13 protein-coding genes are annotated in these 15137 nt (G+C 70.4%); 5 read left to right on the top strand and 8 right to left on the bottom strand.

Annotation, left to right across the window (positions count from 1 at the left end; translation table 11 throughout):
• Window positions 1-69: 69 nt before the first annotated feature.
• Window positions 70-756, top strand: coding sequence for an intradiol ring-cleavage dioxygenase (locus GCN81_RS21355; RefSeq protein ID WP_156726212.1), 687 nt, complete (start codon window positions 70-72; stop codon window positions 754-756).
• 129 nt (window positions 757-885) lie between these two features.
• Window positions 886-2250 (top strand): DUF2254 domain-containing protein, encoded by a 1365-nt coding sequence (locus tag GCN81_RS21350; RefSeq protein WP_156726211.1) that lies wholly within the window; start codon window positions 886-888, stop codon window positions 2248-2250.
• Between the two features lie 116 nt (window positions 2251-2366).
• Here GCN81_RS21350 and GCN81_RS21345 read toward each other — a convergent pair whose 3' ends face one another.
• A complete protein-coding gene (locus GCN81_RS21345) occupies window positions 2367-3680 on the bottom strand; it encodes a cysteine desulfurase (protein WP_156726210.1) in 1314 nt (437 codons plus the stop codon).
• Window positions 3667-5046 carry a family 2B encapsulin nanocompartment shell protein gene (locus GCN81_RS21340; protein ID WP_156726209.1) on the bottom strand — a complete coding sequence of 460 codons (1380 nt, stop codon included), beginning with the start codon at window positions 5044-5046 and terminating at the stop codon, window positions 3667-3669. The genes GCN81_RS21345 and GCN81_RS21340 overlap by 14 nt, the downstream gene beginning before the upstream one ends.
• 391 nt (window positions 5047-5437) lie before the next feature.
• Between GCN81_RS21340 and GCN81_RS21335 the strand changes: the two genes are divergently transcribed.
• Together GCN81_RS21335 and GCN81_RS21330 are read left to right on the top strand one after the other, a co-directional pair.
• Entirely contained in the window at window positions 5438-6136 is a 699-nt protein-coding gene (locus GCN81_RS21335) for a GNAT family N-acetyltransferase (RefSeq protein WP_156726208.1), read from the top strand.
• Window positions 6137-6186: 50 nt separating this feature from the next.
• Window positions 6187-6573, top strand: a complete 387-nt coding sequence (locus GCN81_RS21330; protein ID WP_156726207.1) for a VOC family protein — start codon at window positions 6187-6189, stop codon at window positions 6571-6573.
• Window positions 6574-6618: 45 nt separating this feature from the next.
• On the opposite strand, the gene GCN81_RS21325 is transcribed toward GCN81_RS21330, so the two are convergent.
• From GCN81_RS21325 to glgX, 6 genes are all read right to left on the bottom strand, one after another.
• Window positions 6619-7287 (bottom strand): ADP-ribosyltransferase, encoded by a 669-nt coding sequence (locus GCN81_RS21325; protein ID WP_325065123.1) that lies wholly within the window; start codon window positions 7285-7287, stop codon window positions 6619-6621.
• A gap of 101 nt (window positions 7288-7388) precedes the next feature.
• Entirely contained in the window at window positions 7389-8588 is a 1200-nt protein-coding gene (locus tag GCN81_RS21320) for a YncE family protein (RefSeq protein WP_156726205.1), read from the bottom strand.
• On the bottom strand, window positions 8588-9376 hold the full coding sequence (locus GCN81_RS21315; protein WP_197287743.1) for a polysaccharide deacetylase family protein: 789 nt from the start codon (window positions 9374-9376) through the stop codon (window positions 8588-8590). The genes GCN81_RS21320 and GCN81_RS21315 overlap by 1 nt, the downstream gene beginning before the upstream one ends.
• A 390-nt stretch (window positions 9377-9766) precedes the next feature.
• A complete protein-coding gene (locus tag GCN81_RS21310) occupies window positions 9767-10375 on the bottom strand; it encodes an ATP-binding protein (RefSeq protein WP_156726203.1) in 609 nt (202 codons plus the stop codon).
• Between the two features lie 146 nt (window positions 10376-10521).
• A complete protein-coding gene (locus GCN81_RS21305; RefSeq protein WP_156726202.1) occupies window positions 10522-11298 on the bottom strand; it encodes an enoyl-CoA hydratase/isomerase family protein in 777 nt (258 codons plus the stop codon).
• A gap of 9 nt (window positions 11299-11307) precedes the next feature.
• Complete coding sequence (gene glgX / locus GCN81_RS21300; protein WP_156726321.1) at window positions 11308-13587, bottom strand: glycogen debranching protein GlgX; 2280 nt, start codon at window positions 13585-13587, stop codon at window positions 11308-11310.
• 220 nt (window positions 13588-13807) lie between these two features.
• Between glgX and GCN81_RS21295 the strand changes: the two genes are divergently transcribed.
• Entirely contained in the window at window positions 13808-15034 is a 1227-nt protein-coding gene (locus tag GCN81_RS21295; protein WP_156726201.1) for a L,D-transpeptidase, read from the top strand.
• Window positions 15035-15137 lie beyond the last annotated feature (103 nt).

Raw genomic sequence — 15137 nt, 5'->3', positions numbered from 1 at the left:
GTTTACTGGGTCGTGGTTCTGTCCGTAGAGGTCGTCCGTCCCGTCCGCCCGCTCCGAAGGGGGATCACCATGTCCGCGCCCCGCAGGACAGTCCTGGCCGCCGCGGGGTTCACCGCGGCGGCGCTGACGGTGCCCGGGTGCGGCGCCAGTGGTGGCTCCGCTGACGAGGAAGCCACGGGTTCGGGGTCCCCGAGCCCCCGTACCCCCGACTGCGCGCTGTCCCCCGAAGCCACCGAAGGCCCGTTCTACCGTGACCTGAAGCTGGTACGTCGGGACATCACCGAGGGGCGCCCCGGAGTCCCGCTCCGGCTGCGCTGCACCGTCCTGGACACCGCCACCTGCGAGCCGCTGCCCGAAGCCTCCGTCGACATCTGGCACGCCGACGCCGAAGGCGTCTACTCCGGCTTCGAAGAGGGGCGCGGCGCGCGGTTCCTGCGTGGGGTTCAGGTCACCGACCGCGCGGGCACCGCCACGTTCGAGACCATCGTCCCGGGCTGGTACACCAACCGGACGATGCACATCCACATCAAGGTCCACGTCGGCGGGGACACCGTCCACACCGGCCAGCTCTACTTCGACGAGGAACTGGCCGAGGCGGTGACCGGTGCCCAGCCCTATGCCCAGCGCCAGGACCCCCGTACCGGAAACGCCGACGACTCCCTCTTCGCCCAGGGCGGGGACCAGTCGGTCCTCAAGACCACCGGTTCCGTACGGACCGGGTATCAGGCGGCGATCTCCCTGGGCGTCCGCAGCTGACGGCTGGCCCGCGTCGCCGGTCGTCGGCCGTCGGTCGTCGGCCGTCGGTCGTCGGTCGTCGGTCGTCGGTCGTCGGTCGTCGGTCGTCTCGGTGATGCCGGAATCACGCCGTATGGCTAGGTTTGGGGCATGGGTCGCGGGACGTGGTCGAAGTGGTACCTCACGCGCCACCGGCTGCGCGCGCCCCGTATCTGGCCGGTGCCGGTCGTGCTGCTGGGTGCGGGCCTGTTCCTGTCGTGGCTGTTCCCGCTGATCGACCGTGAGGTCACCTATCTGGAGGACGAACTCGGCGAGACCTTCTTCCGCTATCTGGACGCTGGTTCGATGGCCACCCTGCTCTCCGCCGTCGCGGGCGGCATGATCACGCTGACCGGTCTGGTCTTCACCGCGATCACGCTGGCCATGCAGTTCGGGGGCTCACAGCTGTCGGTGCGCGTGGTGCCGATGCTCCAGCAGGACTGGGTGATGCGCTGGGCGATGGGCACGTTCATGGCCACGTTCGTCTACACCCTGATGATCTCGGTGCGGCTCGCGGTGGGCCAGGAGGACTACCGGCCGGTCATCTCGATGTTCTTCGCCATCGCGCTCTCGGTGGTCTGCGCGGTGCTGTTCTTCGCGCTTGTGGCGCGGGTGACGGCCACCCTGAACTCGGGGCAGCTGCTGCGGTATCTCGCCGCCGAGGGGCGTCGGGCGGTGGATCGTACGCATCCGAGGCACGGGGCGGCCGGGGAGCCACCCCTCGCCGAGGCCTCCTCCGGGTCCCGGCCCGCAGACGGCGCCGGCGCCTCCGCCGACCCGGAGGTGATCCGGCTCGGCGCGCCGCCCAAGCGCGGCCAGATCCTGATCGCCTGCCACAAGGAGGGTCTGGAGCGCATCGCCCGCAGGACCGGCGCGCGCATCCAGCTGGTCCCGGTGTTCGGGGACTTCGTCGCCCAGGAGGCCCCGCTGTTCCTCGTACGCCCGGGCGCCAGACCGGTCCGCCGCGAGGACCTGACGCGCTGCCTGCTGTTCGGCGCCACGTACAGCGCGGGCATCGACCCGGCGGGGGCGCTGCGCTCGTTCGTCGACATCGCCCTCAAGGCCCTCTCCCCCGGCATCAACGATCCGGGGCGCGCCGTACAGTGCCTCGACCACATCGAGGACCTGCTGGTGCTGATCGCGCCCCGGCTCGCGGGGCGGCCCCCTGGCGAACCGGCCGAGTTCTTCCGGCACCGGACCCGCTCCTGGGCCGACTACGTCTGCATCGCCACCGACGAGATCCGGCACTTCGGGGCCACCTCGATCCAGGTGCAGCGGCGCCTGCGCGCGCTGTACGCCACGGTCGCCGAGGTCTGCTCGCCGGATCAGGTGGCCCCGCTGCGGTCGCGGCTGGCGACGATGGACGCGGAGGTCTCCGGGCAGTGGCCGCAGGACCTCGACCGGTGCCTGGCCCGCCGCCCCGACTCGCAGGGCCTGGGCACCGAGAACGGCGACACGCTGGGCGGGGTCGGATAGTCGGGCCGATGACCCCGTACGCCCGTCCGCCGCCGGTCCGCCGCTCCGGTCGGGGTGACGCGCGGAGGGGGCGTGCCGTGTCGCCACGGCACGCCCCCGAGTCGCGGGGAGGCGACTCAACCCGCCTGCTGTCGCAGGCTGGTGAGGGATGAGACCAGTGCGTCCACCTCCTCCGGGGTGTTGTACAGCGCGAGCGACGCGCGGGCCGCGCTGTCGAGGCCGAAGTGGCGCAGCGCGGGCTGCGCGCAGTGGTGACCGGCCCGGACGGCGATCCCGTCCCGGTCGAGCCAGTCGGCGACGGTCGCCGGGTCGAATCCGGCGAGGGTGAAGGTCAGGACGGCGATACGGTCCGGGGCCGCGCCCACCAGCTCAAGCCCCGGCACGGTGGCCAGGGCCCGCTGGGCGTATGAGAGGAGCGCGCCCTCGTACGCGGTGACGGCGTCCCGGTCCAGCGCGGTCAGCCAGTTCAGCGCGGAGAGCAGGCCGACCGCTCCGGCGATGTGCCCGGTGCCCGCCTCGAAGCGGTGCGGGACGGGCGCGTACGTCGTTTCGCCGAAGTCGACCGAGTCGATCATGTTGCCGCCGCCCTGCCAGGGCCGCATCGCCGCCAGCAGCTCCGGCTTGCCGTACAGCGCGCCGATGCCGGTCGGGGCGAACAGCTTGTGCCCGGAGAACGCGTAGAAGTCGGCGTCCAACTCCCGTACGTCCACCGGGAAGTGGGCGACCGCCTGGGCGCCGTCGACCAGCACCCTGGCCGCGTGACGGTGCGCCAGCGCGATCATCTCGCGCAGCGGCGGCACGGTGCCCAGCACGTTGGACGCATGGCTGATCGCGACGAGCTGGGTCCGGTACGAGAGCAGGTCGGCGTACGCGTCGACGTCGATCCGCCCATCCGCGAGGAGCGGCACCGGGACCACCCGGGCGCCGCGCTCCTTGGCGATCAGCTGCCAGGGGACGATGTTGGAGTGGTGCTCCAGGGCCGGGACCAGGATCTCGTCACCGGGGCCCAGGTTGTCGCGTCCCCAGCTCTGGGCGACCAGGTTGATCGCCTCGGTGGTACCACGGGTGAAGACGATCTCCGCGGGCGAGGGGGCGCCGAGGAACGCGGCGACCGCGGCCCGGCTCTCCTCGAACACCGCGGTCGCCTCGCGGGCCATGGTGTGCGCGCCGCGGTGGATGTTGGAGTTGGCGACGCCGTAGAACGCGCCGAGCGCCTCGATCACCTGGCGGGGCTTCTGGGTGGTCGCGCCGTTGTCCAGCCAGACCAGGGGGCGGCCGTTGACGGGACGGTGCAGCACCGGGAAGTCGCGTCGGACCGCTTCGGGGTCGAAGGGGCCGCCCGCGGTGCTGGGGCTCATCGCGGGCGGCGCCGCCACGAGGCTCTCCACAGCCCCGGGGCCAAGGCCTCCGCCAGGGTCAGGAGTAGTCATGGTACTTGGACACCTCGACGTTCTGGAGGACCGCGACCGCGTCCTCGACCAGCACCGCGGTGCTGAAGTACGCGGTCATCAGATACGAGGTGATGGCCTTCTGGTCGGTACCCATGTTCCGCATGGACAGGCCGGGTTCGACCTCGTCCGGCACCGACGCCGGACGCAGCCCCACCACGCCCTGCTCCGCCTCGCCTATCCGCATCAGCAGGATCTCGGTCGTACCGAGCCCGGCCCCACCGCTGAACCGCACCTTGTCGGACGGCAGCAGCGGCACCCCACGCCAGGTCAGCAGTGGGCTGCCGAACCGGCTGTCGGTCACCGGGGGCACCCCACGCCGGGTGCACTCGCGGCCGAACGCGGCGATCGCCTTGGGGTGGGCCAGGAAGTAACCGGGCTGCTTCCAGACCTTGGTGAGCAACTCGTCCAGGTCGTCGGGCGTGGGCGCGCCGGTCCGCGTCTGGACGCGCTGCCCGGGGGCGACGTTGTGGAAGAGCCCGAACTCGGGGTGGTTGAGCATCAGGTTCTCCTGACGCTCGCGCAGCGCCTGGATGGTCAGATGCGCCTGCTCCCGCGTCTGGTCCATGGGCTGGTTGTAGAGGTCCGCGACCCGGCTGTGCAGCCGCAGCACGGTCTGCGCGAGGCTCATGTGGTATTCGCGCGGCGCGCCCTCGTACTCCGCGTAGGTGCCCGGCAGTTCCGGCTCCCCGACGTGCCCGCCGGAGAGCTCGATGGGCACCTCGGCGCCCGGCATGTCGCCGCTCGCGCCGTAGGTCTCCACGGCGGCGCGCAGGGCGTCGTCGCGCTCGGTCAGGGTGGTGAGGTCGGTGCGTTCGACGCACAGGGCCACACCCGATGTCAGGGCCTGCACCCGATACGGCAGCGGCTCGGCGCGCGTCCAGCTGTCCAGGTCGAAGAACTGCCCGTCGCCGATGACCTCGACCAGGGCGTCTTCGCCGTACCGCCCGGTGAGGCGCTTCTCCGCGCGCCCGCGCACCAGCACCCACAGCCGGTTGGCGACATCGCCCTCGGAGGCGAGCGTGTCCCCGGCCTCGAAGCTGACCGCGGTGAACCGCTGGGCCAGCGCGACGAGTAACTCCGCGTCGGCGTCCCGCAGATAGGGCAGCTCACGCAGGTCTTCGGGTACGACGGCGTGGGTGCCGTTCTCGCTGTACGTGGCGATCCGGTCATCGCCTATCTGGAAGCTGAGACGACGGTTGACCCGGTAGACGCCGGATTCGACGTCCACCCAGGACAGCGCGCGGAGCAGATAGCGCGGGGTGATGCCGCGCATCTGCGGGGTGGTCTTGGTGGTGGTGGCCAGTTGCCGTGCGGCATCCGGGCCAAGCGTCAGTCGATCACTCATGCGACGTACTCCTCTGGGGGCATGCCGGGGCATGGAGGACGGCCGCAGCGGGGCGTGTGAGCACCGCTCCGGCCATCCCCTGGACGAGGCCCGATCGTTGTGTTGACCGAAGTGCGACACAAGAGGGCAATTTGCTGCACAGGCCGGAATCGTTCGCTGCCAATGAATGCCCGAATTACTACAGAAATCGACAACTTCGGCTCCGCGCACCGCACAAACCAGGGCCACGCCCCAAGCCCGCCCCCACCAGCCGGGCACCGACCGGAAGATCACCCAGGCGCCTTTACCTGGCAGGCAAAGCGCCGAGTTTGGCGCTATTCCTATGGCGGCTCGGCAGTACGATCACCGAACAGGCCTGGGAGGCCTGCGAGTTCGCGAGAGGAACCCTCGGATGACGACGACAGCGGCAGTCTCACAACCCAAGGGAGAGCCCCCGCCGCCCCTACGACGGATCCTCGACGCGGCGGCCCGCGGCCAGTTCCCCCCGCCCGACGGCGCCACCACCGTCCTCCCCCAGCCCAGCCACCGGGACGCCGGGGTGATCGCCTTCACCGCGCACTCCGTGATCTTCACGGACGAGGACCCGGCCTGGGTCCGCGCCGCCCTCGCCGCCACTGCCTGCGACGCCCTGGCCGCGACCATGAACCCCCGCTTCCTCACCGCCCTGATGGACCGCACCGGCCGCACGACGGACACCATCGACGTCCTCCACACCGCTACGGCCCTCCCCGGCGCCCCCTCGCTCCCCCTCACGCTCCCCGCCCCCCTCCAGGAGATCCGCGACCCGGGCCACCCCCGCGTGACCCGCGCCCGCAAGCGCCGCGACGAGGTCCGGGTCTGGGCGGCCGACGGCGGCGTGGTCGTCCTGGGCCGGGGCATAGCGGGCCGCTGGGAGGTGGCCATCGAGGTGGCCGAGCCCGTACGCCACCAGGGCCTCGGCCGCACCCTGGCCAGAGCAGCCCGCCACCTGCTCCCACCCGACACCCCCCTCTGGGCCCAGGTCTCAGCGGGAAACGCCCGCAGCCTCCGCGCCTTCCACGCCGCGGGTTACCGCCCCGTCGCCTCGGAAGCCCTCCTGACCGCCCCCTGACGCCTGGGCGGCCGATGGATGAGCCCTCCGTCTCCGGGTACCCGGTCCGCATGACAGCACCGAGCGACAAACAACCCGTACTCGTCCTGGACGCCCAAGACGCCCAAGACCTCGCGGAGTTCTACGCGAGGTTCTTGGGCGCGACCGCCCGGCCCACCACGAACCCCGAGTTCATCGAGATCGTCGGAGAGCGCGGCATCGTTCTGGCCATCCACCGGAAGCACACCTACGCACCACCCAGCTGGCCTCGACCGGAGAACTCCCAACAGGCCCACCTGAGCATCCTGATCGCCCCGGACGACATGGACGCGGCGGAGCGTGAGGCCATCTCCCTCGGAGCGACCCCTGTCGACACGGACAGCTCCGCGGTGCCCGGCAACAGTCGCATGTACGCGGACCCGGCGGGCCACTCCTTCATCCTGGCCGCCGCGCACTAGGCTGTCGCACGCGGCGAACACGCTCCGGAGCGTTCGCGAAGCGGGTCAGCTGCCGGTGGGGTGGTAGTGGGGGTTGCTGCGGCACTTGGACATGATTTCGGTGCGGGTTTCCTTGTTGATCGGGCAGACGCCGATGACGAACTCGCGTGCGATGCCGCCGGGGAAGGCCACCTCGACCTGGTCGGCGTACTTGTGCGTGTCGCCGATGGTTTTGTTGACGTCGATGCCGTGGGGGGCGTCGATGTAGTAGTTGAAGGCGCCGGGCTTCAACCACTTCGCCCACTCCTTGAACAGGTCGTGGTCGTAGCTGGTGGAGACGAAGGGGGACGGCTGGTTCTTGAGGACGTAACTCTCCAGGTCGTACTGGCCGTTCACCGTGTCCTTGGGGTGGAAGCCCTCCTTGAAGACGACCTCGGGACCACGGCCGTCCGCGCGGTAGAGGGTCTTGCAGTCGTCTCGGAACACCGGCTCCGGGGTGATCCTGTTGAGGTCGATGGGGCGTACGGCCGCCGCGTGCAGTTTGTCCGGGAAGACCGGGCAGGAGGGCGGAGTGAACGCGGCGGGCGCGGAAGCAGGTGTGGAAGCGGGCGCGAGGGCGGGCGCGGGCGGGAGCGCGGGCGGGGCCGCGGCTTCGGTGGCGGCCGCGGGGACCAGGAAGGCCGTCAGGGACAGGGTGACGGCAGCGGCCCGCCGCCGCAGGCGAGTAGTGATCACGGGAGTCATGGTGATCAGCATCTCGGTGTCGCGGTGGCGGGCCGTGGACTGTCACCCGAAGGTGAGTGTGTCCGTGTCGCGAGACGGCAAGTCCTCGCGTGTCAGCGGAAGATGCCCGTGTGGCCCAGTGAGTAGCGGCCCGGCTGCGGGTACACCGTCAGACCGTGTGGGCCGCCGCCGACGGGGATACGGGCCAGCTGGACGCCGGTCTGGGTGTCGATGGCGTACACCTCGTCGTCGTAACGCCCGGAAAGCCAAAGCACCTTGCCGTCGGCGGAGATGTTGCCCATGTCGGGGCTGCCGCCGTCCGGAAGCCACCACTTCTTGGTCAGCTTGTTCTTGGCGAAGTCGAAGACCGAGATGGAGCCCTCACCGCGGTTGGGGACGAACATCTCCTTGGAGTCACGGCTGATGTAGAGGCCGTGGCAGCCCTTGCCGGTGGGCAGGAGGGTTGGTTCGGTGAACTTCTCGCCGTCCAGGACCCACATGCCGTGGGCCTTCATGTCGGCGATGTAGAAGGTCTTGCCGTCCGGGGAGATCTTCACGTCCTGCGGCATCGCGCCCTTGAAGGGGAGCTTCTGCTGGCCGATGACCTTCATCTTCTCGGTGTCCACCTTGAGGAGTTCACCGGAGAACTCGCAGGAGACGATGAAGTAGCGGCCGTCCAGGGAGAAGTCGGCGTGGTTGACTCCTGCGCAGGTGACCGGCTCCGTGTGCACCCGGTCCATGGTGTGCGGATCGCGGAAGACCAGCTCGCGGTCCATCGAGGCCATCACCACGGCGTGCTTGCCGTTCGGCGTGAAGTAGAGGTTGTACGGGTCGTGCACCTCGACCGGCTTGCCCGCCTTACCGTTGGCCGGGTTGATGGGCGTGAGCGTGTGGCCGCGGTTGTTGTTGACCCAGAGGGTCTTCATGTCCCAGGAGGGGACGACGTGCTGGGGCTGGACGCCGACCGGGATGGTCTCGATGACCTCGTACTTCTCGGGGTCGATGACCGAGACCGTGTTGGAGTGGGTGTTGGGGACGTACACCCGGTGCGGGAAGTCCTTGACCACGGGGGAGAGTTTGTTCGGCCGGTTGGCGGCGTAGATGTCCGTGGGGTCGAGCACCGGTGGCATACCGGGCAGTCCGTAGATCGGCTTGGGGCCCGTGGGCTTGTCGGGCTTGGCGGGAGCCTTCTCGCCGGTCGCCTCGCTCGCGGACGTGTCGTCGCCCGGACTCGCGCAGCCCGCGAGGAGCGCTCCGGTGGCCAGCAGGGCGCCGACGAGCAGCGCGCGGGTGCGTTGGGTGAGGTGCAGCATCAGGTCAGCAGCTCCGTGGTGGTGACCGCGCTCAGGCCGCGGCGTTCGATTTCTTCCAGGACGGCGGGCAACGCGGCGACCGTGTCCGCGTACCCGAAGTGCAGGCTCACCACCGATCCCTTACGGACCTGGCCGGCCACCGTGCGGATGACGGCCGTGGCGCCCGGCGAGGTGAAGTCGAGAGAGTCGAGGTCGTACGAGAGGACATGCGGGTATCCCGCGCGGTGGGCCAGCCGTTGGACCAGGGGGCTCGCCCGATGGGCACGGGAGGGACGGAACCAGGCGCCGATGGAACCGGTCAGTCGGCGCAGGCGCTGGGCGCAGGCGGTGATCTCCGCGTACGCCTGCTGCTCCGGCATGGTGTTGATGTCGAGGTGGCGTTGGGTGTGGTTGCCGAGTTCATGGCCGCCGTCGAGGATGCGGCGGGCCATGGTGGGGTGTGCGTCGAGCCAGCGGCCGACGGCCAGCACAGTGACCCGGGCACCGGCGCGCTCGGCCTCGGTGAGCAGGGCGCGGGCGGTGGCGGGGTCGCCCTCGCCGTGGAAGGTGAGGGCGACGCGGGCCCGGTCGGGGGGTCCGTGCTCGATCTGGGCGGGGCGGCCGGGGAAGCGGCGTGGGCCTGGGGCGGGGGGTGCGGCGGACCGTCGCGCGACGTCGGGGGCGCGCTGTGCGGTGGAGCAGCCGGTGGCGAGTGTCCCGGTCAGGGCGAGCAGGGCACCGGCACGCAGGGCACCGCGGCGGTCGGTCGTGGTCACGCGTCCATTTAAGGGGCGAAAGCCCCGGATCATCATGATTGACCGGATTTTTGCCCTTTGCGGGTCGGGGTGCCGACGAGGAAGTAATGGAGTGGCGAGCCACTGAACACTTAGCTCGCAGCTTATTTAGGCAGCATTTATAAGGCGAGTGTGCTAGATCACCAAGGATTCATCTTTGAGATGGGGTGATTTGGGGTGGTATGTACGAATATAGGTGTTTGGATCGGAGGGCGGCGATCTGCCATAGTCGGAGCCAACGACCCCCATTGACCCGGGCCAGGTCGTCAAGGCGGCCGCGGATCACACCCCTGAAGATCCCGGCGCCCCCCATGGAAGCCCCCGCGGCGCGCCACACCACGGCGCGAGGGGGCTTCCGTGCGTACGGGGACCGCCGTCGATGCGGCCCCGCTCAGCGACCTCGACTCAGCGGTCGGCGATCCGCATCTCGAACCACGTCGTCTTGCCGCGCGGCAGCAGATCCACGCCCCACCGGTCGGAGAGCTTGTCCACCAGAAAGAGCCCCCGGCCGCTGATGTCCAGCTCATGAACCGGCATCAGACACGGCAGCCCGCGCGAGGGGTCACGCACCTCGACCCTTATCCAGCCGCGCCGTCGGTCCATCCGCAGCCCGAACACCCGGGCGCCGGTGTGCCGTACCGCGTTGCCGACGAGTTCGGAGACCAGGAGCACGGCGATTTCGGCGACCTGCGGGGAGAGCGCCCACTGGCGCAGTACGACCACCTGGGTGAGGCGACGCGCGGTCCCCGCCGACTCCGGCCGGGACGGCAGCGGGACCTCTGCCTCCGTCGGGTTACCGAACAACTCCAGTGCTTTGAGCGCCCGTTCGTCCTCGACGGCCGGTGTCCATCGCACCGCGGTCACACTCCCGTGCCGCCGCGCCGACTCACTGCCCTCCAGCCCCGCCATGCCCCCATCATGGCCGGACAGCACGGCTCTTGGGGGCTTTCCAGGGGAATACGCCCCCCGGAACCAACGGTTCCGGGGGGTCGATTCGGCATATGCCGAAGGCACTTAAGATCTCGTTACGGCCTACCTGAGCTGCGATAACAATCCGTCGAGGAATGATCACACACAGTCCGCAGCGCGCCATGCTTAAGGTTGACTTAAGGCGCAGATAAGGTTCCCCAAGGGGGGTAACCCGGTCAACTGACGCTGCCTCAGAGGAATTTCGCCTTGCCCGGGCCCTCATCGACGAAGCTGCGCATCCCCCGCTCGCGGTCCTCGGTGGCGAACAGCCCGGCGAACCAGTTCCGTTCGATCGCGAGGCCGGTGGTGATGTCCGTCTCCAGGCCCGCGTCGATCGACTCCTTGGCCGCGCGCAGCGCGATGGCCGGTCCCTGGGCCAGCTTCGCCGCCCAGGCGTGCGCCTGCTCGTACACCTCGGCGGCCGGGACGATCCGGTCCACCAGGCCGAGCGTGAGGGCCTCGTCGGCCTTCACCATCCGGCCGGTGAAGATGAGGTCCTTCGCCTTGGACGGGCCGACCAGGCGGGACAGCCGCTGGGTGCCGCCCGCGCCCGGGATCAGGCCGAGCAGGATCTCCGGCTGGCCCAGCTTGGCGTTGTCGGCGGCGATGCGGTAGTCGGCGCAGAGCGCCAACTCGCAGCCGCCGCCGAGGGCGTAGCCGGTGACGGCGGCGACGACCGGCTTGGGGATCTGGGCCACGGCGGTGAAGGCGTCCTGCAGGCCCCGGGACCGTACGACCATCGCCGCGTGGTCCATGGCCTGCATCTCCTTGATGTCCGCGCCAGCCGCGAACACCTTCTCACCGCCATAGATGATCACAGCGCGGACATCGTCGCGGCGGGCCGCCTCTTCGGCGAGCTCCTTGAGCCGGTCCTGGGTGGCGATGTCCAGGGCGTTCATCGGCGGGCGGTCCAGGCGAAGGGTGCCGACGCCATCGGAGACTTCGAGATTCACGGTCGTGGAGGTCATGGAGGCAGGTTAACCGTGACTAACGGGGGTGGGGGCGGTGGCGGGGGCGGTGCCGTTCGTCACAGCCGGTACCGCTTTCAGGAGCAGCACCGAGCGCGCCGGGAGCGTCACGGCCGCACCCGCCCCGTACAGCCTGCCGGGGGCCGTGCCCTGCTCCTCCAGCGAGGTGTCCACCACGACCTCGTACGAGCCTGCCCAAGGCGCCCCGGGCAGGACGAACCTCGCCGCCTCGTCGCTCGCGTGCAGCACCGCCAGAAAGCTGTCGTCCTCCACCGGCGCGCCCCGCGCGTCCCGCCCCGGGATGTCCCGCCCGGACAGGTACATCCCCACCGTCGACGCCGGCGCGTACCAGTCCCGCTCCGTCATCTCCGTACCGCCCGCCGTGAACCAGGCCAGATCCCGCAGCCCGTCCGCCGCGTGCGCCCGCCCCGAGTAGAACGCGCGGCGGCGCAGCACCGGATGGGCGTGGCGCAGCGCGGTGAGCCGGGAGGTGAGCGCGAACAGTTCACGCCAGCCAGGCTCTCCGGGTTCGCCGGGCTGTTCGAGCAGCGACCAGTCCAGCCAACTGGTCGGCCCGTCCTGGCAGTAGGCGTTGTTGTTGCCGCCCTGGGTGCGCCCCATCTCGTCCCCCGCGACCAGCATCGGCACCCCGGTGGACAGCAGCAGCGTGGTCACCAGGTTCCGCAGCTGCCGCCGCCGCAGGGCGGTCACGGCCGGGTCGTCGCTCTCGCCCTCGGTGCCGCAGTTCCAGGAGCGGTTGTCGTCGGTGCCGTCGCGGTTGTCCTCGCCGTTGGCCTCGTTGTGCTTGCGCTCGTAGGTGACCAGGTCGCGCAGGGTGAACCCGTCGTGCGCGGTGACGAAGTTGACCGAGGCGTACGGCCTGCGCCCGCCCCACGCGTACAGGTCGCTCGACCCGGAGAGCCGGTACCCCAGGTCCCGTACATCAGGCAGCGCGCCACGCCAGAAGTCGCGTACCGCGTTCCGGTAGCGGTCGTTCCACTCGGTCCACAGCGGTGGGAAGGCGCCCACCTGGTAGCCGCCCGCGCCCACGTCCCACGGCTCGGCGATCAGCTTCACCCGGCGCAGCACCGGGTCCTGGGCGATCACCGCGAGGAAGGGGGACAGCATGTCGACATCGTGGAAGGACCGGGCCAGTGCCGCCGCCAGGTCGAACCGGAAGCCGTCCACGCCCATCTCGGTGACCCAGTAGCGCAGCGAGTCGGTGATCAGCCGGAGCACCTGGGGCCGCACCACATGCAGCGTGTTGCCGCAGCCCGTGTAGTCCGCGTAGCGGCGCGCGTCCGACTGCAGCCGGTAGTAGCCGCCGTTGTCGATGCCGCGCAGCGAGAGCATCGGCCCCAGCTCGCCCGCCTCGGCGGTGTGGTTGTAGACCACGTCGAGGATGACCTCGATGCCCGCCGCGTGCAGCGCCCGCACCATCTGGCGGAACTCGCCGACCTGCTGCCCGGTGCTGCCGCTCGCCGCGTAGGCCGCGTGCGGAGCGAAGTAGCCGATGGAGTTGTAGCCCCAGTAGTTGCGCAGGCCGCGCCGCAGCAGATGGTCCTCGTGCGCGAACTGGTGCACGGGCAACAGCTCGACGGCGGTCACGCCAAGGCGCTGGAGGTGGTCGATGGCGGCGGGGTGGGCGAGACCGGCGTAGGTGCCGCGCAGGTGTTCGGGGATGGCTGGGTGGAGCTTCGTGAAGCCTTTCACATGGAGTTCGTAGATGATCGAGTCGGCCCAGGGGGTCTTCGGCCTGCGGTCCTCGCTCCATTCGTCGCCGGGCGCCTCGTCGTGCACCACCACGCCCTTGGGGACGTACGGCGCCGAGTCGCGGTCGTCGCGCACGGTGTCGGCGATGTGCTGCTCGGGCCAGTCGCGGACGTGGCCGTAGACCTCGGGGGGCAGCGCGGTGTAGCCCTGCCCGGCCGGGCCGTCGGCCGCGTCGACGGCCTTGGCGTACGGGTCCAGGAGCAGCTTGGCGGGGTTCCATCGGGCGCCGGTCCACGGGTCCCAGCGGCCGTGCACGCGGTAGCCGTACCGCTGGCCTGGGAGCACACCCGGGACGAAGCCGTGCCAGATCTCGTGGGTCAGTTCGGTCAGCGGGCAGCGGGTCTCCCGGCCCCGCTCGTCGAAGAGGCAGAGTTGGACGGCCTCGGCTCCGCCCGCCCACAGGGCGAAGTTGGTGCCGGTGGCTCCGTCGGGTCCGGCCTTGAAGCGCGCGCCGAGCGGGGTGGGGGCGCCGGGCCAGGCCGGGCGGGTACTGGGGGTGGCCTGGGTGCTGCCCACCGTGGCCTGGGTGGCCTGCGTGGTCTGGGTGGTCTGGGTGCTGCCCGGGGTGGCCGGTCCGCTTCCGTCGGAAACGGACCCGGTCGACTCCCGCTCGGGTGCCCTCGTCACCTGTCAGCCTCCCGCGGCTCGATGGGACCGTGGTCCTCCCCCTCTGTTGTGCCCCCAACCGGGCCCGCACTCACGTTTCCCACGGAGGGGGGCGGTCGTTGGGGACCATGTGAGACAGCATGCGAGACGCGCGCGGCGCGCAGGGGCCGCACTGGCCGCGGTACTGACCTGGGCAGCACTACTGACCGGCTGCTCCGTGGACGGAATCGGTACGGTGTTCGGGAAGCAACGCGCGCCCGCCGACGCCATTCAGGTCACCCCGGACGACGGCGAGCGGGACGTCCCGGCCAACGCGGGGCTCGAGGTGCGGGTCCCTGACGGCCGCCTGGAGTCGGTGACGGTGGTCAGAGACCAGGACGCCCGGGAGCACCCGGTGCCGGGCCGGATCTCCACCGACGGGCTGAGCTGGGAGCCCGACGACAAGAAGCTGGCGCTCGCCGCCAGGTACGTGGTGGACGCGGTCGCCCTGGACGGCCACGGCCGCCGCCAGGCCCGCCGCACCACCTTCACGACGTACGTTCCCGACGAGCGCTTCATCGCCTATGTGACCCCCGAGAACCGCTCGGTCGTCGGCACCGGAATGATCGTCTCGCTGGAGTTCAACCGCGAGGTCAAGGACCGCGCCGCCGTCGAGCGCGCCATCAAGGTCACCGCGGACCCCGCCGTCCCGGTCGCGGCCCACTGGTTCGGCGCGTCCCGCCTGGACTTCCGTCCCAAGGACTACTGGCGGCCCGGCACCGAGGTCACCGTCGACCTGGCGCTGCGCGACGTACAGGCGGCACCCGGCGTCTACGGGCTCCAGCACAAGACGTTCGGCTTCACGATCGGCCGTAGCCAGGTGTCCCTGGTGGACGCGGAGAAGAAGACTATGGAGGTACGCAGGGACGGCGAGCTGGTCTCCACCGTCCCGATCACCGCGGGCGCCGCCAAGACCACCACGTACAACGGGAAGATGGTGGTCACCGAGATGCTCGAGGTGACCCGGATGGACGGCGCCACCGTCGGCTTCACGGACAGCGACGGCAAGGGCGAGTACGACATCCCCGACGTGCCGCACGCCATGCGGCTGACCACGTCGGGAACCTTCCTGCACGGAAACTACTGGGCGTCGACGGACACCTTCGGGAAGGCGAACGTCAGCCACGGCTGTGTGGGGCTGCGCGATGTGAAGGGCGGGGACCAGGACACCCCCGCGCGCTGGTTCTTCGACGGCAGCCTGATCGGCGATGTGGTCGAAGTGCGCAACTCCCGCGACAAAACGGTCGCACCCGACAACGGCCTCAGCGGCTGGAACCTGAACTGGGCCAAGTGGCGGGCGGGCTCGGCCCTGCGCTGAGACGCACTGCGGCAGACCCGGCAGCGAACGTCCGAGCAGTTGGTTCCGAACGGTGACAATCGCGCGGGCCCATACCCCCTGACCATGTGATTACCTGACGCCG

Origin of the sequence: Streptomyces apocyni, assembly GCF_009739465.1 — a bacterium.
GTDB lineage: Bacteria > Actinomycetota > Actinomycetes > Streptomycetales > Streptomycetaceae > Streptomyces > Streptomyces apocyni.
The sequence above is the reverse complement of the archived record's forward strand: the minus strand, read 5'-3'. Positions and strand labels throughout refer to the sequence as shown.